The organism is Asticcacaulis machinosus (assembly GCF_028550435.1).
GTDB lineage: Bacteria > Pseudomonadota > Alphaproteobacteria > Caulobacterales > Caulobacteraceae > Asticcacaulis > Asticcacaulis machinosus.
The window spans coordinates 1,047,494-1,066,542 of record NZ_JAQQKV010000001.1 but is presented as its reverse complement, the minus strand read 5'-3'; the positions used below and the strand labels follow the sequence as shown (position 1 = coordinate 1,066,542).

The following is a 19,049-nucleotide window of genomic DNA, read 5'->3' as shown; positions in this document are numbered from 1 at the left end:
GCAACCCTCTGTTGTGACAAGGGAACATATGGGGTCCGAGAGCAAGCCTACAAGTGACGGATTGAAATATTTTTTAAGTAACGGCGCTGGTATGCGCAAGAAATGACCAGATACGACTAAGGAACACATAATGAAGAGCGGCATCGGCATCCCTTCGTCAATTTCCACTGTACGGCGAAATCCCCGATCATGTCAGGGCCCCACATAAGGGACGAAGCGTATGTATGTCGGCTAAGGGCCGCAATGAGCAAGAAGCCGCTCATTCACCGCGCAGATTGCGACTAAGGGCTCGTTATGCGCTGCCGCTTCGGCAGAAACAGCCACAGGCCTGCGCCGACGATCAGGACGACCCCGATCAGGGTAATCAGGTCGATATGGTCGTGGAAAAAGACATAGCCCAGACCTATGCCCCACAACATTTGCGAATACTGGGTCGGGGCGATCTGGCTGGCGGGCGACAGGCGCGAGGCAAACATCAGCAGCATATTCCCGCCGGCGGACAGCGTGGCATAGAACGCAATCGCGACCCACTGCATCGGCGTCGGTGGTACAAAACCGGGAATCATCAGCAGGGCAAAGATGACCAGCGGGAATAACTGACCGGCCCCGAACAGGCTGATCGGCTTTTCGGTCTGGCCAACTTTGCGCAGCAGCACCGACAAACCCGCGCCGGTAAATCCGCAGGTGAGGGCGGCGATATGGCCCAGTTCAATCTCACGAAACCCTGGGCGCAGCACGACCAGCACGCCCAAAAACCCCAACACAATGGCCGCCCAGCCGCTCAAAGTCACTTTTTCATTGAGCGTCCATACCGACATGGCCGTGACCGCCAGTGGCATCAGGAAGATCAGGGCAAAGGCTTCGGCCATGCTCAGGTGGGTGAAGGCCAGCACGCTGGTCAGGATATTGATAACCGACAAAATGCCGCGCAATACCCACAAGGCGGGCCGCTTTGGGCGCACCAGATCAATGGCCGACGTGCCGCGCTTCCACACAAACGGCAGTAGCAGTACCGAAAAAGCGGCGCTGAAAAACCCAAGCTGATAGGCGGGCAGGGCGCCGTGGATGGATTTGATAAAGGCGTCGGAAATCGCAAACGACGCAAAGGCCGCAAAGCCCAGCAAAATCCCTTTTGGCATGACACACATACTCGCCGTTACAAATTACATATGGCCGCGGTTTGCTGCGACTCTTTATAGAAATGGTTTTTAGCACGGCATCGGACATGGCGGGCCCATATATATTTCACATCTTATTGCATTTTGTGGACGTCTCTGGACTGCGCGTGCCCAAAACACCGCCACATTGCGGAGCTTGCGATCGATGTTCAGTGTGAGCGTTAACATGGAATAGATATCAGCACTGTTACATAATAAACTACATGATTGAAAATGATCTATATATTTCAACTGCGATAAAATATTTACTCATGAAAAATTGAGCGAGGATTTTTATTTTTATTGATAAAAAATGCAATCAATTCTTTGTTTTTGTAAGAACAATATTTAGTATTATTGGAGAATTACAGTAAAAAATATGTATTTTAATTGCAAATACTGTGTATTCGTCGCTGTAAATTTGAATTAATTGGTGTCAAAAATATGGCAATTGTATGGTTTGATTGTTTATGTATCAATATTGAAATATCAATGTTCGGTCAAAAATGACATCTGTATTTACAAATTTGTCAAAATGGCTTGACTGATCGTAATTGATCATTAATGATAGAATGAGATAAGATTGGTGAAACGATCAAAAAAGATCATGCACGGGAGATGATCCGACGATGGCGCCGTTAAGGGTGTCGCGGCGGATATATGAACTTTGGATGCCGTTTGCGGTGTCCGGGGGCGCTTCCGGTCAGTCTTAATAATCATCGGCGTGACAGAGGTGCGCCGTGTAACCCTACGCCAGGAGCCCGCAATAGCTATGACTTCCCGTATTTCGCACACATTTGGCGCGCGTCTGCGCCGTAGCCTGAACGTCAGCACCGCGATGGTGGCGGTCGCCGTGATGTCGGCCTCAGGTGCCGCTATGGCTCAGGATGCGGCCCCTCAGGCTGAGGCCGCTGATGACCAGGTTCAGGAAGTGGTGGTCGTCGGTACGCGTTCATCGCTGCAATCGGCGATGAATCGTAAGAAGCGCGCGGGCACGGTCTCCGATTCGATCGTCGCCGAAGATATAGGTCAGTTCCCGGATAAAAACGTTGGTGAAGCTCTGGGTCGTGTGACCGGTGTTCAGTTGGCGCGTGACATGGGGGAGGGCAGCGCTGTCTCGATCCGCGGCGTTGAGCCCGACCTGAACCGCATCGAAATCAATGGCATGAGCGTGCTGTCGACCGCGGGCAATCTGAATGTGTACGGCGGTGGCGGCCGATCCAATGACTTCCGCGAACTACCTTCGGAAATGGTCAAGTCGATCGACGTATTTAAGGGCTTTACGGCTGACATGACCGAAGGCGGTATTGGCGGCACGGTCAGCGTTCAGACGCGTAAGCCGCTCGACTTCAAAAAACCGACGTTCTCGATCACGGCGTCAGCGCAAAATTTGGATACCATGGACGGCTGGAAGCCGCGCACCAGCCTGTTTGGTGCGACCCAGTTGTTTGATGGTAAGCTTGGCCTGATGGGCAGCCTCAACTATGATAAGGTCGTCACTCGCGGCGACTATTACGATGACCATTCATGGGCCCGTCTGGCCGACTTCGATAATTCGGCGGAAAAGACTGCCAGTTACTACAACCAGACCTATGGCCGCGACGTCAGCGACTACATCTCAGGTTTCCAGACTGAGGCAAGCTGTGCCAGCATCGCCGCCGTCGGAACCCTGACCGCTACACAGGCCCGCACCGCCTGTGAAAGCCAGTGGTATGACTATCAGCCGCGCGTGCCACGTTACCGCGTCTGGACCCGTGATGATAATCGTTCTTCAGGCGAGTTTACCGCGCAGTATAAGTTCAACGATCAGATGGACGCCTTTGTCACCTATCAGAAGAACAAGCGTACTCAGGTGCTTAACGACATCAATTATGGCACGGATTTCACGGCTCTGAACCGTTTGAATTATGGCACGGCCTGTAATGTTACCGTCGCCAATGCCGGTGCCGTGCCGGGCGTGGTGGTTGATGAAAATCACAATGTCACCGAATATGTCGTGGGTAATTGCCTTGGGACGACGGGTCGCGGTGGCAACAATGCCTTCAGCATTTCGTCGCGCGATTTCCAGTATGAATCCTCATCGGAATATGTCTCTTACGGCTTCAATTATAATGGTGAGCGCTGGACGGTGAAGTTCCAGGGCGCCAATGCCGAAACCGAGACCTTGAGCGAAACCAACAATGTCAGCGTCACCTATAATACGCCGGGCCTTAAAGTTTCCATCGACCCGAACGGTTCTGCACCGCTCTTCACCTTTGCGGATGGGTTTAGCCCTGCCGACGCCAGCGCCGTCAGCCAGTGGCAGATTCAGTACCGTCCGTCGCAATCGGCTAATAGCGAAGATCAGTATAAGATCGATTTCGACTACCGCGCCGACCTGCCGTTCCTGAAGGCCGTCAAGTTTGGTGGCCGCATGACCGACAGCACAACGTCGGGCTATGGTTACGGCGGCTTCATCGTTGATGCCGGAGCAAACCTAGGCAGCGTGATCGACAATACCGTCATCTATGCCAACTCGGTCAATTCGACGGCGTTGGTTTCTAACGGGGCTACCGCCGATCAGACCGAAGCCGTGTATGGTAATCCGTATGAAACCAATTTCTGGAACACGACCGAAACCTGGTCGCGCGGTTTCTCGAACCAGATTTTCGCTTCGGCTATGACGCCGCTGCCAACCTCATTCTATTATGGTGGCGGTGGTCTGCCTACAGACTGGCTCTACCCGACCTTTAACGGTGTGGCCCAATATCTGGATACCTCGCATTTCAACCTCGATAATCTTTATAAGACTGTCGGCAGCGACGGTAAGCCTTACGACCAGATCCCGTACAACATTCAGGAAAAGACCGATGCACAGTACGTCCGCTTTGACTATGCCTTCCCGGCCTTTGGTTATGAAGTGGATGGTAACTTCGGCGTCCGCCGCGTCCACACCGAAACCACAGCTACAGGCCAGAATACCCGCCGTGAAACCCGCGACGTCAATGGCACGGCCCAGACCGGTATTGTGTCCAACACCCTGACCTCGATGACCAAGGACTATACGGTCTGGTTGCCGAGCTTCAACATCAATACCTGGCTGATCGACAATGAACTGAGCGTTCGTGCTGGTTTCGCCAAGCTGATGGCGCGGCCTCTGATCAACTACCTGCAACCCAGCATCGATTGTACCATCAACTATTCGAACGACGTCAGCGATCCGGGCGCGCTCGATAGCTGCAACGCCGGCAATCCGGGCCTAAAGCCTTACCGTGCCGATCAGTTCGACGTGTCGTTCGAGTGGTATCCGAACCGTGATACCCAGCTTTCGGCCGGCTTCTTCCATAAGAACATTCGCTCGTTCTACATCTCTTCGCGCACGAGCCTTGGGCCAACGGATGTGTTCGGTGATGGCGTGCGTTATGACTACAATACCTATGTCAACGGCGCAGGCGCCAAGATTTCCGGCCTTGAACTGACGGCCAAGACGGCCTTCACCTTCCTGCCGGGCTGGCTGTCGGGCTTTGGGGCCGATGCCAACTACACCTATCAGGAAGCCAAGGATGTCGGCGTCTATAGCCAGCTTGACGGTTCGGAACTGCCGTATCCGGGTCTGTCGTCGGACAGCTATAACGTGACTTTCTGGTACGACAAGGGTCCGATCAATGCCCGTCTGGCCTACAACTATCGCTCGGAATATCTGGTGACGGCGGCGGACGTGTCGCTCAACCCGATCTTCAAGGACCCGACGGGTTATCTGGACGGCAAGATCACCTGGAAGCCGGGGCCTGAAGGCCTGTCGTTCTTCGCGGAAGGCAAGAACCTGACCGAAGAAGACGAGTCGACCTGGGCTGGCGATATCCGCCTGATCAATACCGGCTATTCCGGCCGCCGTTTCTTCGTCGGTGTGACGATTAAGCGCTAATCAACCCAATATCTCCTCCCCGAGATTGGCCCCTCGACTAGTCCTCCTGGTGTCATGACTTTACCGCCGCTCTGAGTAATCAGGGCGGCGGCTTTTTTATGCGCCAGTTAAGCATCCGGTTAAACATTACGACAATTTCATGTTGAGGTGTCGCAAAACCGTTGCGAATGTAAACACTTGGTCATAGGCTCCCCCGCAACAGATTAATGACGGAGTGAGTGACATGGTCGATCGGCGTTCGGTACTGATGGGGGCGGGGGCTCTGATGGGGAGCGCGGCTCTGGGCGGCGGCGCACATGCGGTGACGCCGGTCTCCCCACAGGCGCAATTAACCACTACTTTTGATGCCATCTTTAAGGAGTTGGTCGCCAATTCGCCGATGACGGCGACGGGGCTGGGCCTCGATAAGGGCGATCTGGCGCCGCTTAAGGCCAAACTTGATCCGTCAACACCCGCTGAGCGCGCGCGCGGGCAGGCCTTTCTTGAAAAGTCGATTGCGGCGATTAAAAAGGTTGATCGTGAGAAACTGACCGGCATGGACCGGATCAATTACGATACGGTGCTATGGGACTATTCCAACACGCTGAGCGGCTATAAGGCCTTTGATTTCGGCACGCCTGGCTATCCGGCCCCCTATGTGCTGACCCAGTTGACCGGCAGCTACCAGAGTCTGCCGGATTTCCTCGATACCCAGCACAGCGTTGAGACCAAGGCCGATGCCGACGCCTACATGTCGCGCCTGAGCGGTTATGCAACCCTGCTGGATCAGGAAACCGCCAACTTCAAGGCCGATGTTGCCAAGGGGGTGATCGCACCTGATTTCGCCCTGCAAAAAGCCATCACCCAGCTAAAAGGCCAGCGCGATACCAAGGCCGCCGACAGTGTTCTGGTGACCTCAATCACCCGCCGCACCAAGGAAAAAGCCATTGCCGGTGACTGGCAGACGGCGGCCACCAAGGCGTATGAGACCGAAGTCGTGGCCGCGCTTGATCGCCAGATTGCGGCGTTAGAGGCGGTGCTGCCGACGGCTAAACACGATGCGGGTGTGTGGCATATTCCGGGCGGTGAGACCTATTATGCCTTTGGTGTGAAAACCAATACCTCAACCGACATGACGCCCGACGAAATCCATAAGATTGGTCTTGAAAAGGTTAAGGAAATCAACGCGGAAATCGACAGCCTGATGCGCCCCTTAGGCCTGACCCAAGGCACGACCGGTGAGCGCCTGAAAGCGATGGCCAAGGATCCGAAGTTTGTCTATCCCAATACCGATGCCGGCAAGCAAAAGCTGCTGGATGACCTGAATGCCCAGATCAAGGTGATCGAGGCCAAGATCCCGGACTATTTCGGGGTGCGCGCCAAAACGCCGGTGACCGTGCGCCGGGTGCCGGTGGCCACTGAGCTTGGGGCGCCGGGGGGCTATTACTGGCCGCCGACCCTGGATGGCTCGCGGCCGGGGGCCTATTATATCAATCTGCGCGATACGGCTGAGGTGCCAAGCTGGACTCTGCCGACCCTGACCTATCATGAAGCGGTGCCGGGCCACCACATGCAGATTTCCCTGCAGATGGAAAACAAGAACCTGCCGATGCTGCGCCAGATTTCAGGCTTTAACGCCTATATCGAAGGCTGGGCGCTCTATTCGGAAGAGGTCGCGGCCAATGACATGGGCATGTACGCCACCGACCCCTATGGCCGTATCGGCTATCTGGAAGCGGCCCTGTTCCGCGCCTGTCGTCTGGTGGTCGATACCGGTATGCACCATAAGCGCTGGAGTCGTGAGCAGGCTATGGCCTTCATGGCCACCAATATGGGCGATCCGAACGAGACCGAGATCGAACGCTACGCCGTCTGGCCGGGGCAGGCGCTGGGCTATATGGTCGGCAAGATCAAGTGGCTGGAACTGCGCGCCAAAATGCAGGCAAAGCAGGGGGCTAAGTTCGACATCAAGACCTTCCACGACACGGGCCTTTTGGCCGGGGCAGTGCCTCTGGCCGTGCTGGAGCAGGTCTATAAGGATAAGGGACTGATTTAATTTTTCCTCCCCTGTTTACGGGGGAGGTGGCAGCCGTAAGGCTGACGGAGGGGGCAAGCAGCATCCCCCTCCGCCTCACTAATCGCTCGGCACCTCCCCCGCAAACAGGGGAGGAGGAAGTTTCAGAAACAGGGGTTTGATCATGGACAGACGGAAATTACTCACCGGTGCTGGCGCGGTTTTAGGGGCGGCGGCGCTGCCGTTGAGGGTAGCGGCGCAATCCGCGTCTGGGTCGGCCTCCGATCCGGCGACCGTTAAGGCGCTTAACGATCTGTTCGATAAAATCTTCAACGAAGTGGTCGATAATGCCCCGACACTGGCGACCTCGCTCGGCCTCGACAAAGGTGAGCGCGCACCGCTGAAATATAAGCTCGGTGATGCGTCCGAAGCCGAAGAAGCTCGCGATGCCGCCCGCAATGATAAGTATATCACTGCGCTCAAGGCCATTGACCGCTCCAAACTGTCCGGCATGGACCGCATCAATTACGATACCGTCCTGTGGAGCGGTGAAAACCAGAAATCCGGCTATGATAAGTTCAAATTCGGAAGCTGGGGCTCTGGCCAACCCTATGTGCTGAGCCAGTTGACCGGCTCTTACCGGTCGGTGCCGGATTTCCTCAATAACCAGCACACCATTGAGACCAAAGCCGATGCTGAGGCCTTCCTGAGCCGTATGGAAGGGTTTGCGACTCTGCTGGATCAGGAAACCGAGCGGTTCAAAGCCGATGCGGCTAAAGGGGTGATGGCGCCCGATTTTGCGCTGGATCGCACCCTGGAGCAGATGGCCGCCATTCGCGCCATCAAGGGCGCCGACAGTTCGATGGCCAAGACCTTAGCTACCAAAACCGCCGCCAAGAACATTGCCGGTGACTGGGCGGGTGAGGCAGCCAAACGGGTCGATGGCGTGATCGCCAAGGCGCTGGATGCGCAAATGGCGGCGGTCAAGGCGGCGCGCCCCAAGGCTGTGCATGATGCCGGCGTGTGGCGTTTGCCGGACGGTGAGGCCTATTACACCTTTGCGGCGCGCGCGGGCACGACCACGACCCTGACGCCGGATGAGATTCACAAGATCGGTCTCGATATGGTGGCCGAACTGACCGCCGAAGCTGATACGCGCTTTAAGGCGCTGGGTATGACCAAGGGCACGGTGGCTGAGCGCATGAAGGCCTTGGGCGATGATCCCAAATACCTTTACGACAATACCGATGCCGCCAAGGAAAAGCTGTTGGAAGACCTCAACGTGCAGATCCGCGCCGTTGAGGCCAAGTTGCCGCAATGGTTTGGTGTGCTGCCCAAAACCGCCGTCACCGTGCGGCGCGTACCCAAGGAAATCGAGGCAGGCGCACCGGGCGGTTATTATCAGCGTCCCACCCTGGATGGCTCACGCCCCGGCGCCTATTACATCAACCTGCGCGACACCAAAGAATGGCCGAAGTGGTCGTTGCCGACCCTGACCTATCACGAAGCCTTGCCCGGCCACCACATGCAGATATCCATTCAGATGGAAGCCCAAGGGTTACCGATGTTGCGCCGGATCGGCGGGTTCTCGGCCTATTCCGAAGGTTGGGCGCTGTATACGGAACTGGTGGCGGCGGAAATGGGCATGTATGACACCGATCCTACGGGCTATATCGGCTATCTGCAATCGGCCCTGTTCCGCGCGATCCGTCTGGTGGTCGATACCGGCATGCACAGCAAAAAGTGGACGCGCGAGCAGGCGATCAAATACTTTGTCGACACCAATGGTGATGCGGAATCTGCCGCCACCACTGAGGTTGAGCGTTACTGCGTCTGGCCGGGCCAGGCCCTGAGCTATATGGTCGGTAAGATCAAGTGGGCCGAACTGCGCGAAAAATCCAAAGCCCATCAGGGGGCTAAGTTCGACATCAAGGCCTTCCATGATCGCGGTCTGGTCAATGGCCCGGTGCCGCTTCAGGTACTAGAGCAGGTCTATCGCGACGGCGGGTTTATCGGTTAATCTCCTCCCCATAAAATGGGGAGGTGGCCGCGAAGCGGACGGAGGGGTATTGGCGAACGCAGGTACCCCTCCGTCTGCTCGCTATGCTCACATCCACCTCCCCATGCTTTTCAGCGCGCTAACGCTACGCTGCTTGAGCGCATAGGGAGGAGAAAACTTACGGCAAGTTAGTTGTCGTCGTGACTTCGCAGGTTCTGGGGCCACGCACACGGCTGACCCAAAGGGGCTCCATCAGACGGTCGCCATCATAAAAACCGGTGTCGCAGGCCTCTTCGGCGCGGGAGCGGTTGGATTTGCGGGCATCATAGCTATAGGACAAAGACAGGCTCTGGCTTTCGCCGCCTCTGCGCACATAGCCGTAGGGGTAGCCATATCCGCCGCGATAGGCCGCGTGGCCATAGCCGCCATATCCATAGCCAATCGGATCGTACCCCATTGGGTCATAACCATAACCGTCATAGCCATACGGGCTGTAACCATAAGGATCATAGCCGTAGCCATAGACGCTGTTTTTACCGAAATCGGTCTTGCCGATGGCGATGCCGAGCGTGCCGTGCTCACCAACCGGAATAAGTGAGGCGATATAGCCGCTGCGGTAACCGCCGGTGCCGACACTGACGCTCACCTCGGTCTGAATGCGGCGTTTATAAGGGTTTTCATCTAGCGTCACCGGCCCGTCGCGGTAGCCAATCGGATCGTCCGAGGTGCGCTCAATTTGCGCGCTGCCATCGAGCGTGGCCAGAAACTGGGATTTTGTGGCGTCCAGAGCGGACACCGGTTCAGGCGCAGGGGGGGCATCAATCTCGGTCGCCGCAGGCAGGGTGCGGGCGGTGGCCACCACGTCTTCGCTGGCGTCGGCATAGGCGCTGCCGGTTAAGGCTGCCATCAGGATCGCAAGGGTAACGGGGAACGCACGCATGAACTCTACCTCCACACCGGCACACTGAACCGTCTATGTAGCGGAATTAAGGCGTGTTTTTATCGGATGGGCAAGGGTAGTGTTCTAATGGTCGATGATTTAATCTATCATCAGTGAAACTCCAGAGCCTTAAACTCTCATGACGAACTTATCAGAAAAAGCCAGACGTATGGAACTGCGCCGTGTAAGCGGTTTTCGGCGGCAAACGCAGCAAACTGCTACAGTTCCTGCGGCTAGCTACTTGGTGGCGCATGCCTGTTTCAATTGTCGACGATCATTTAAAATCAATGTCGGCTTTTGGGAATTGCGAGAAGCGGTTTGTCCAATGTGTCGTCGTCCGCTTGCTTGGATGGGCCGATCTTTTAAGGCTCCCAAAAGCTCAGATTTGAAGCAGTGGAAAAAGGTCGAGATACTTTGGAATGCTGGCGTAAGATTCCATAGTTACGGAGGATTGGAAAGGCTGCCAGAGACGTTGAAAGAGGTTCCGTCTTTCTTGCAACGCCTACGTGACCGCGAACTGAAGCGATTCAAATCGAACCTTTAGCGCTTTGCGAAACCCCCTCGCCGCGGGCCAGTTTGGCGATGATATCGTCCATGCGCTTTTGGCGGGTCTGGGGGCGGGCGGCGCTGTGCAGGCGGTAGTAGATGGCAAACAGGTGGGCGCGCTTTAGGCCGTCAAAGGCTGATTTGGCCTGCGGGTTCGCCGCCAGCGCCGCCAGAAAATCGTCAGGGATGACAAAGTTTGCTGACCCGGCATAGGCCTTATCCCAGCGCCCGTCCTGTTTGGCGGCCTCCACATGGACGAGGCCGGACGCCTGCATGAGGCCAGCCGCGATCAGCCGTTCAGCATGGTCGCAGTTTTTCTTTGACCAGTTTGATTTCGACCGACGCGGCGTCAGCCGTTGCAGGAACGACACCTCATCCAGCGGTTTTTTGAGGCCGTCGATCCAGCCCCAAGTCAGGGACGCCACCACGCAGTCTTCCCATGTGACGGACGGCGTGCCGCTCTGTTTCTTATATATCCGCACCCACAGTTCGCGCTTTGTGGCATGATGCTCAGCCAGCCAGTTGGACAGGTGCGCGGGCGTTTCAAAGCTCAGATATTCAGCCGGATCACTCATCAAACTCGACCACCACGCTGTCGGCGGAGCGGCGGGCGGGGCCATGATAGACGGCCTCGATATTATTGCCATCGGGGTCGATCACGAAGGCGGCGTAGTAACCGGGATGATAGGGGCGCTCACCGGGGCCGCCATTGTCGGTGCCGCCCGCTGCCAGTGTCGCTTGATAAAAAGCCTGAACCATCGCCTCATCCCTGGCCTGAAACGCCAGATGGTGGCGGCCGGTCAGGTGGCCGTGGGCGGCCTGACTGTCGGCGCTGGAGACAAACAACTCATCAGCCCAGAAAAAGTCAGGGCCGGTACCGCTGATCGGGATATCGAGCGCCGCAAATACCGCTTCATAAAAACGCTGGCTGGCGGGCAGGTCTCTGACGACCAGTTGGATGTGGTCAATCAGGCGACCGCGATGCAGGCTTTGGGTTTCCATAATGTCTCTCCGTGATGGCGTATTCTGTAACCGCTTATGCTGTCAGTTTTTGTCAGTTGGGTGCGCTGTTTCCGTCATGACAGCGCTGACATTTTTGTTTGAGCGGCGAAAATCCTGTGATAGGTTAATAGTCAAATTAAACATAAAAATTAAATACAGGGACGGTACATGTTTAAATTCAAGGCCTTATCAGGTCTGGTTGTGATGCTGTGCGTGCTGCTGATGCCCGCAGCCCTTGTGGCGCAACCCGCCAGCCTGACACCCGAAGCGCAAACCCAATCCATGCGGCGCGGGGTCAATATCATCGGCTATGACCCGATCTGGAGCGATCCGGCAAGTGCGCGTTTCCAACAAAAACACTTCAAAATCATCAAGGACGGCGGCTTTGATGCGGTGCGGGTCAATCTGCACGCCTTTGCTCATATGGATGGCCAAAATCGCCTGAAACCGGGTTATCTGAAAACGCTGGATGGGGTAGTCAAGGGGGCGCTTGATGCCGGTCTAACGGTCATCCTTGATCAGCACAATTTCAACGAATGCGCCAAGGATGTGCCAGCCTGCCGGGTCAAACTCAAAGCCTTCTGGACGCAGATTTCCGACGTCTATAAGGACGCGCCGCCGCAGGTGGTGTTTGAAATCCTCAATGAGCCGAACATGGCTGTGGATGCGGTGTGGAATGACATGGTGGCGGAAAATCTGGCCGTCATTCGCGCCACTAACCCAACCCGTAATGTCATTGTCGGGCCGGAATCGTGGAACAGCCTTGATAAGCTGTCTAAGTTGAAACTGCCCGAAGCGGACCGGCATCTGATTGTGACCTTCCATTATTACACGCCGATGGAGTTCACCCATCAGGGCGCGCCGTGGACGCCTGGCTTTAAACAGCTTGGGGTGACGTGGGGCTCAAAAGGTGACCGCGATCAGCTTGAGGCCAATTTCGATAAGGTGGCGGCGTGGTCAAAGGCCAATGGCCGCCCGATCCTGCTGGGGGAGTTCGGCGCCTACGACAAAGCACCGCTGGCCTCGCGCATCGCCTATACCGAAGCGGTGGGGCGGGCTGCTGAAGCGCGCGGCTTTGCCTGGGCTTACTGGCAGTTCGACAGCGATTTCGTGGTCTATGATGTGCCGGCTGACAAATGGAACGCGCCGATCCACGGGGCGTTGATCCCTGAGAAGGCATCGGCTGCGGCACCGGCTAAAGAAGAAGACGATATTCTCAAATACCTGATCAACAGTCCGCAGGTCAGCGGCTGGACTGTTTATGGCGAAGGGAAAACCCATGCTCTGCGGCAGGATAAATCCTCTATGGTCAAGACCGCGCTTAAGGTGACCGTACCTGCACCGCGTCCCAATCCGTGGGATATCGGGGCGGCGGTCGCCATCACCGGCAACATTAAAAAAGGCGATAAGCTGGTGTTTGCGGTCATGGCGCGCCTCGATAGCAAGGATCCGGCAGCCAAAGCGCAGATATACACCACGATCCAGCAGAACGAGGCGCCCTATACCGGTATCACGTCCGGCACGATTACGGTGACGCCGGAATGGGATACGCTGAGTTTCTCAGGGGTAGCCAGCGGCGACTATCCGGCGGGTAAGGCCAATGTCGGCCTGCATCTGGGGCATCTGAAAGGGACGATTGAACTGGGGCCGGTCTATGTGCTGAATATGGGGCAATAGCGCCAGGTGAGGTATGGGGCGAGGTACGGGGAGATGAGGGGCGGTTGCCGGGTGGCAATCGCCCTTTGTCTTATGCGCTCTAGTTTTGATAGTCTTGCAGAAGGGCGTTCAGGCGCGCCCCTTCGGGCTTGAGGACGCGGACATAGCGGATGACTTGCCACAGGGCTGAAACGCTTAAGGCTCCGCCGAACAACAGGGCGCCTTGCTGGACATGGGCCAGCTCCATCTTACCCACCAGCATCAGTTGCCACAGGGCCAGACCCGTCACGGCCGGAAAAATAGTCATGATCGTGAGCAGGATCAGGGCCTGAGTGCGGGCGGCGCGGTTCTCATCCGCCATTGCGCGCAAACTGTCGGGCAGGGTGCCTTCGGTGTGGGGAAAGGTCTTCAGGTGGCGGTTAAAGCGGCGGCGCATCAGAAGAAGCGCTACCCACGGTGCGGCCAGCACCAGCAGCACCGCCCATTCGCGCGTGAAATCAAGGCTGTCGTTCTTGATCATGTCATAGCCGGCCACAAAGGTTATTGTGCCCAGTATCGCGCTCATCAACAGGAAGAAGCGATTCTGGCCATCGCGGCGCTGTTTTAAGGTCGTCATCATATCCTCCAGTAAATAGGCCTGTGCGGTTTGGCTCAGGTCGTTGTTATGGGTGCGCCACAGGCGCTCAAAGGCTTCAGTATTCATCGGATGTCTCCTGCATCAGGGCCGATAGACGGGTGCGGGCGTGGGTCAGGCGTGCGCCGATATTGGTCTCAGTCAGGCCGTGAAGGGCGGCCATATCGGCATAGGATGTCTCCTCAAGCCACAACAGCATCAGCGACCGGTCGATGGGTGATAACTGGCGCAGGGCCGCATAAAGCGCGTCTAGCCGTGCTAGAGCCCCGTCCGAGCTGCCGTCATTCAGAACCGCCATATCCGCGTGGGCGGTGTGTGCGCGAAACAGATTGAGATTGTGGCGCTTTTTCCAGGTCAGGGCGCGGTTATGAGCGACGCGGTAGATAAAGGTTGAGGACGCGGCATCACCCCGAAAAGCGGGCATGGCTTTCCATGTGCTGATCATCAGTTCCTGCATCAGGTCGTGCTGATCGGCGGGCTCGGCAAAGGCGCGGGCAATGCGCATCAGCGCGCCCATATGCGGCCTTATCCAGTCATTGAAATCGGCGTTATCCGTCACCCCATGCCCTTTGTCATTCGTGGTGTGTTTGTAAAGGTTAGACGTTTGCGACCCGCCAAACCTTACAGCCGAGCGTAAAAAATCAAAAGGGCGGCCGGAACTGAATCCGGTCGCCCTTTTTGAGTATATATTTGTGTAATCGGCTAGCCGATTACACGGCGGCGGCAATTGCCATCAGAAACGCGACCAGCAAAGTGCCCGGTATGGCAAATACTGAGGCTTGGCCAAGTCTTTCGCTACGCATAATAAAATCTCCTGTGTGTTTTACAGGGTCTATATATGTTGCAAGTGCGAAAGAGTTAAGGGGCGAAGGTGTCGCACCCTTACACATCGTGTAACGGGGATTTGCTGGTGGCGTTAAGGTTTGTGATCACTTTGCGAAGAGTTTCAGATCAATTGCCTCGGCCATCGCCTTAAAGCCTGCTGGCGACGGGTGAATATGGTCGCCGACATCATATTCGGCCTTAAGACGGGACGGATCGGCCGGATCGCGGGTAGCGGCGTCAAAATCGATCACGCCGTCGAAATTACCGGGTGTGCGTATCCAGGTATTGACGGTCTGGCGGTCGGCCTCGCTAAATGGGGTCTGCTTATAATAGTCAAATCCGTTATAAGGCATGATGGTGGCGCCATAGACCTTGATGCCGTGCGCGCGGGCCCGGCGGATGATCTGCTGATAGGCGGTGATCATCTGGGTAATATGAGCTTCGCGGGCCTCATCGCTGATCACGTCTTTGGTGGCACCGTCGCGGGTGAAGGTGCCCAGATCATTGACCCCTTCGAGGACGATCAGATACTTCACCCCGGCTTGCGAGAGGACATCGCGTTCAAAGCGCGCCATTGCGTTGGGGCCTGAGCCGTCATTGAGTATGCGGTTGCCACCGATGCCCATATTGAGCACGCCGAGATTTTTTAGCTTACGGTCGGCCTGCAAGCGTTTGGCCAGAAAATCAGGCCAGCGGTCATTGCCATTGGTGGTCGATCCCCGCCCGTCAGTGATGGAATCGCCGATGGTGACGATGGCTGCACCCTTTTTGGCCTCAACCTCGATGGCGGCGATGTGATACCAGCGATCAACCGCCGTGGCGTTGGTGAAATCAGCGACGGCGACCTGATTGCCGGAAACGCGGTAGGAGGTGGTGCGTGAGCCCGGATGGCCGGTCTGACGCGCCGGCACCTTGGGCAGGTAAAGGCTGATGGCGAGGTCAGATAAGGGCTTGAGCGCCAAATCGACCGGGTCGGACTCATAGGACGCTCCCGCCGGAATAGTGACGGCTGAGCGGCCTGAAAAGCTAAGTACGCGGGCGGCGTCAGCATCAACGCGCGCGGAACCCGCTGTGCCAGGGGCGACGGAGACCGCACCGATAGTCAGGGGCTCAGTGCCAAACGCATTGGAGATACGCACCTTGAACCGCTCACCACCGCGGGATACGCGCACGATCTGGCGCAGGGTGATGTCGGTGGTGCCTGCGGGCAGGGCGTTGTCACCTTCGGCCAGATATTGTGATGACCCCCATGTCCCTATCCACTTCTCTGGCCCTTTTTCTGCAAACGCGGCAGGCGACGACAAAGCAAAAGCAGCGGCCATTACGGCCCACATAAAGCGTTTCATAAATCTCTCCCTTTTTGTGGTAGCCTAAGACTAAAGGCATCCGGCACGCAAGGAGAGAGCATGGTCACGTTTGAAGATGTGCGGGTGATTATCCTCAGCTTTCCCGATACGACCGAGGGCATGTCGTGGGACGCGCGCTCGTTCAAAGTGAACAAAAAGGCTATATTGTTCTGGAATCCGCAATATGACTGCCCGGTGTTTAAGGTGCCTTTTGAGGAGCGTGATTTCCTGCTGGAGGTCGATCCGGACACCTTTTTTACCACCGATCACCACAAGCCCTGGCCGATGATATTGGGGCGGCCTGAGCGGCTGGATATCGACTGGGTGCGCACCAATATCGAGCGGGTATGGCGGGCACAGGCAAAGAAGTCGACGGTCAAAGCCTATGATGCAGGCCGTATTATAAAGAGTTGAGCGCCGCCGTAATTGCACCACAGGGCAGTGGTTCAGTCCTGCCATGACTGCACGGACTTCCAGGCGCCTTAACCCTTATATTCCGGCCATTGGCGTGGCGGTTGCGGTGCATGTCCTGTTCGCTCTGGCCTTATGGACCAAGGGGGTGGCGCTGGTTGTGCCGCCAATGCGGACGATTGAGGCGGTGATGATCGATCTGCCGCCGCAAGAAACATCGCCAGAGACACCTACGGCTGAAACGACGGATACATCACCGCCGCTGCCTGAGCCGCGTGTCAGGTCTGAAACAAACGCACCTGTGGCCGCAGCGAAACCGACATCACCGAGTGAGGCGCCGTCTCCGAAACCGGTTGTTGCCCCTGCAATCATACCGGCGCCGATCGTGGCGCAACCCTCCGTCACGGGCCCGGCCTCAGGCACGGCGCAGGGCGTGGTGACGCCCAAAGCCTATGGTGGTGGTGGCGCACGCGGGGCGCTGACACGGGCTCTGCTGAAACGTGACCTGTGCCAGCAGCAGCGTCTGGCCGGAAAGCCGATGGATAAGGATTGCCCGCTGGAAGATCTGGCCAAGGATGAAAAGGCCCTGCCGCTCAAGCCGCGGGAAACGCGCGCCACCAAGCTGTGCATTGCCGAACGGGAAAAAGACTGGCAGCGCTATCGCGACGGCACCGGTCAGTATCCGGGGCTGCGCGATATGTTCAAGGGGCGCAAGGATTGTCTGAAAGACTGGAAGGACTAACCAGCGCATTGGCTGCGCCGAACTTCGTTTCCAAAAAGTGTGAAGCGGTTTTTGGATCAGATGCGCGACCAATCAACTAACTTCTAAGCGTGTAGTACCCGCCCGGCTGAGGGGCGATCAGTCCGGCGATTTCAAGCTCGCTTAAGGCCGCAAAGCCCAGTGTCATCGACGCCCCCGCAAGCCTGAGCACTTCGTCGCGATGGCTGGGGGTGTGGCTGATCAGGTTGAGAATCTGGGTGCGCAGGTCATCAATCCGGTCATCAATGGCTTCGGGGGCGATATCGTCAAACAGGGCCGAGGTCAGGTAATGGGGGCGATGGTCATCGAAACCGGCCCGCGCCCCGTCATTCAACCCCATCTGGGTCTCAAGGATGCGGATCACGTCTTCGGCGGTTTCGCACAGGTGCGCCCCCTGGCGCAGCAGGTCGTTTGATCCCCGCGCCCTAGGGTCAAGCGGTGAGCCTGGCACGGCAAAGACATCGCGGTTTTGTTCCCCCGCCAGCCGGGCCGTGATCAGGGAACCTGAGCGCAGTTCAGCCTCAACCACAATCGTGCCTAAGGTCAGACCGCTGATGACGCGGTTACGGCGGGGGAAGTCCCTCGCATGGGCCTTATAGCCCGCCGGGCTTTCCGAGATCAGCACGCCGTAGGATTTAAGCGCGGTGTAGAGATCCTGATTTTGCGGCGGATAGACATCATCAATGCCGCCGCCTAAGACCGCAGCCGTGCCGGTCTTAAGCGATCCCTGATGGGCGTGGGTGTCGATGCCGCGGGCAAGACCTGAGACGATGGTATAACCCGCTTCGCCAAGGTCTGCCGCCAGAGTGTGGGCCATCTTCATGCCGGCGGCCGAGGCGTTACGGGCACCGACGATGGCCACAGCTTTGGGGGGCGGGGCGTGTTCACCCAAAAGCCACAGGACGGGCGGGGCGGCGGCGATATGGCTCAGCAGTTTCGGATAATCGGCATCGCCGAGTGTGACCAGACGCGCACCGGCAGCGCGGCTGTTGTTGATCTCGGCTTCAATCATCGCCATCGGGGCCGGGGTGGTGCTGCCGCCTGCGCGTTGGGCCAGAGTGGGCAGGGCCTCCAGGGCACGGATAGCGCTGCCGAACCGGGTGATAAGCTGCTGGAAATTGATCGGCCCGATGCGGTTCGTGCGGGCCAGTCTCAGGCGGGCGACGCGCTCCTCTTCGGACTTCACAGGCGGAAAGGGCGGCGCATCGAACAGGGACATCTAGGCCGTCTTGTCCTTTTTGCCGATTTTAGGCTCGGTGCCGCTCATCAGCCGTTTGATGTTGTCCTTATGGCGGATGTAGATCAGCACGGCCATAAACAGGCTCATCAGCACGAACGGGTAGGGCTGATCGATCAGGAACCCCACCGGTGCGATCAGGGCGGCGGCCACCAGCGCGCTTAAGGAACTAATGCGTAATGTGAATGCCACCAGCAGCCATATGGCCCCGGCAGCCAGCCCCATCGGCCAGGCGGCAGCAAACAGAGTGCCTAAGAAGGTCGCTACCCCCTTGCCGCCTTTGAACTTAAGCCAGACCGGAAACAGGTGGCCCAGGAATGCGGCCGCGCCCGCCAAAGCCATGCCGGTCTGACGTGTGGCGATATCGACGGACAGCAGGGCGGCAAACGCAATCCCGACCGCGATAGCCCCTTTGCCGGTATCACCAAGGAACGTGATGAGGGCCAGATCCTTACGGCCGGTTCTTAAGACATTGGTGGCGCCGATATTGCCGGAGCCAACTTCGCGGATATCAATGCCCGCCAGCCTCGTCGTCAGCACGCCAAACGGGATCGACCCCAACAGGTAGCCGCCGAGGATAGCAAGGGCATAGATGATCGGTTGGCTCAGCACGGTTTGTCCTTAAAACACCCTCCCCAT

15 protein-coding genes are annotated in these 19,049 nt (G+C 57.2%); 6 read left to right on the top strand and 9 right to left on the bottom strand.

The window, feature by feature from the left end; all coding sequences use genetic code 11:
* Window positions 1–281 precede the first annotated feature (281 nt).
* A complete protein-coding gene (locus tag PQU98_RS05100) occupies window positions 282–1,139 on the bottom strand; it encodes a DMT family transporter (protein WP_272743803.1) in 858 nt (285 codons plus the stop codon).
* A 790-nt stretch (window positions 1,140–1,929) separates the two neighbouring features.
* Between PQU98_RS05100 and PQU98_RS05095 the strand changes: the two genes are divergently transcribed.
* The 3 genes from PQU98_RS05095 (at window position 1,930) to PQU98_RS05085 (ending at window position 9,074) form a co-directional block, all read left to right on the top strand.
* A complete protein-coding gene (locus PQU98_RS05095; RefSeq protein WP_272743802.1) occupies window positions 1,930–5,061 on the top strand; it encodes a TonB-dependent receptor in 3,132 nt (1,043 codons plus the stop codon).
* A gap of 223 nt (window positions 5,062–5,284) precedes the next feature.
* The gene (locus PQU98_RS05090; protein WP_272743801.1) at window positions 5,285–7,096 is read left to right on the top strand and encodes a DUF885 domain-containing protein; all 1,812 of its coding nucleotides are present in this window, start codon (window positions 5,285–5,287) and stop codon (window positions 7,094–7,096) included.
* Window positions 7,097–7,235: 139 nt separating this feature from the next.
* The gene (locus tag PQU98_RS05085; RefSeq protein ID WP_438263868.1) at window positions 7,236–9,074 is read left to right on the top strand and encodes a DUF885 domain-containing protein; all 1,839 of its coding nucleotides are present in this window, start codon (window positions 7,236–7,238) and stop codon (window positions 9,072–9,074) included.
* A 157-nt stretch (window positions 9,075–9,231) separates the two neighbouring features.
* Here the strand turns inward: PQU98_RS05085 and PQU98_RS05080 are convergent, their stop codons facing one another.
* From PQU98_RS05080 to PQU98_RS05070, 3 genes are all read right to left on the bottom strand, one after another.
* Window positions 9,232–9,993 (bottom strand): hypothetical protein, encoded by a 762-nt coding sequence (locus PQU98_RS05080; protein ID WP_272743799.1) that lies wholly within the window; start codon window positions 9,991–9,993, stop codon window positions 9,232–9,234.
* A gap of 527 nt (window positions 9,994–10,520) precedes the next feature.
* A complete protein-coding gene (locus PQU98_RS05075; protein ID WP_272743798.1) occupies window positions 10,521–11,159 on the bottom strand; it encodes a YdeI/OmpD-associated family protein in 639 nt (212 codons plus the stop codon).
* A complete protein-coding gene (locus PQU98_RS05070) occupies window positions 11,107–11,541 on the bottom strand; it encodes a VOC family protein (RefSeq protein WP_272743797.1) in 435 nt (144 codons plus the stop codon). Before PQU98_RS05070 ends, PQU98_RS05075 begins: the two co-directional genes overlap by 53 nt.
* Window positions 11,542–11,709: 168 nt before the next feature.
* Here PQU98_RS05070 and PQU98_RS05065 point away from each other — a divergent pair, with 168 nt between their 5' ends.
* Window positions 11,710–13,218 (top strand): cellulase family glycosylhydrolase, encoded by a 1,509-nt coding sequence (locus PQU98_RS05065; protein WP_272743796.1) that lies wholly within the window; start codon window positions 11,710–11,712, stop codon window positions 13,216–13,218.
* Window positions 13,219–13,297: 79 nt separating this feature from the next.
* Here the strand turns inward: PQU98_RS05065 and PQU98_RS05060 are convergent, their stop codons facing one another.
* The 3 genes from PQU98_RS05060 to PQU98_RS05050 form a co-directional block, all read right to left on the bottom strand.
* Entirely contained in the window at window positions 13,298–13,900 is a 603-nt protein-coding gene (locus PQU98_RS05060) for a hypothetical protein (protein ID WP_272743795.1), read from the bottom strand.
* A complete protein-coding gene (locus PQU98_RS05055) occupies window positions 13,890–14,390 on the bottom strand; it encodes an RNA polymerase sigma factor (RefSeq protein WP_272743794.1) in 501 nt (166 codons plus the stop codon). Before PQU98_RS05055 ends, PQU98_RS05060 begins: the two co-directional genes overlap by 11 nt.
* A 370-nt stretch (window positions 14,391–14,760) precedes the next feature.
* The gene (locus PQU98_RS05050; protein WP_272743793.1) at window positions 14,761–16,002 is read right to left on the bottom strand and encodes an SGNH/GDSL hydrolase family protein; all 1,242 of its coding nucleotides are present in this window, start codon (window positions 16,000–16,002) and stop codon (window positions 14,761–14,763) included.
* A gap of 60 nt (window positions 16,003–16,062) precedes the next feature.
* Here PQU98_RS05050 and PQU98_RS05045 point away from each other — a divergent pair, with 60 nt between their 5' ends.
* Together PQU98_RS05045 and PQU98_RS05040 are read left to right on the top strand one after the other, a co-directional pair.
* Complete coding sequence (locus PQU98_RS05045) at window positions 16,063–16,416, top strand: MmcQ/YjbR family DNA-binding protein (RefSeq protein WP_272743792.1); 354 nt, start codon at window positions 16,063–16,065, stop codon at window positions 16,414–16,416.
* A 43-nt stretch (window positions 16,417–16,459) separates the two neighbouring features.
* Window positions 16,460–17,155, top strand: a complete 696-nt coding sequence (locus PQU98_RS05040) for a hypothetical protein (RefSeq protein ID WP_272743791.1) — start codon at window positions 16,460–16,462, stop codon at window positions 17,153–17,155.
* Between the two features lie 76 nt (window positions 17,156–17,231).
* Here PQU98_RS05040 and dprA read toward each other — a convergent pair whose 3' ends face one another.
* Both dprA and plsY read right to left on the bottom strand, forming a co-directional pair.
* Window positions 17,232–18,392, bottom strand: coding sequence for a DNA-processing protein DprA (gene dprA, locus PQU98_RS05035; RefSeq protein ID WP_272743790.1), 1,161 nt, complete (start codon window positions 18,390–18,392; stop codon window positions 17,232–17,234).
* The gene (gene plsY, locus PQU98_RS05030; RefSeq protein WP_272743789.1) at window positions 18,393–19,022 is read right to left on the bottom strand and encodes a glycerol-3-phosphate 1-O-acyltransferase PlsY; all 630 of its coding nucleotides are present in this window, start codon (window positions 19,020–19,022) and stop codon (window positions 18,393–18,395) included.
* Window positions 19,023–19,049: the final 27 nt, after the last annotated feature.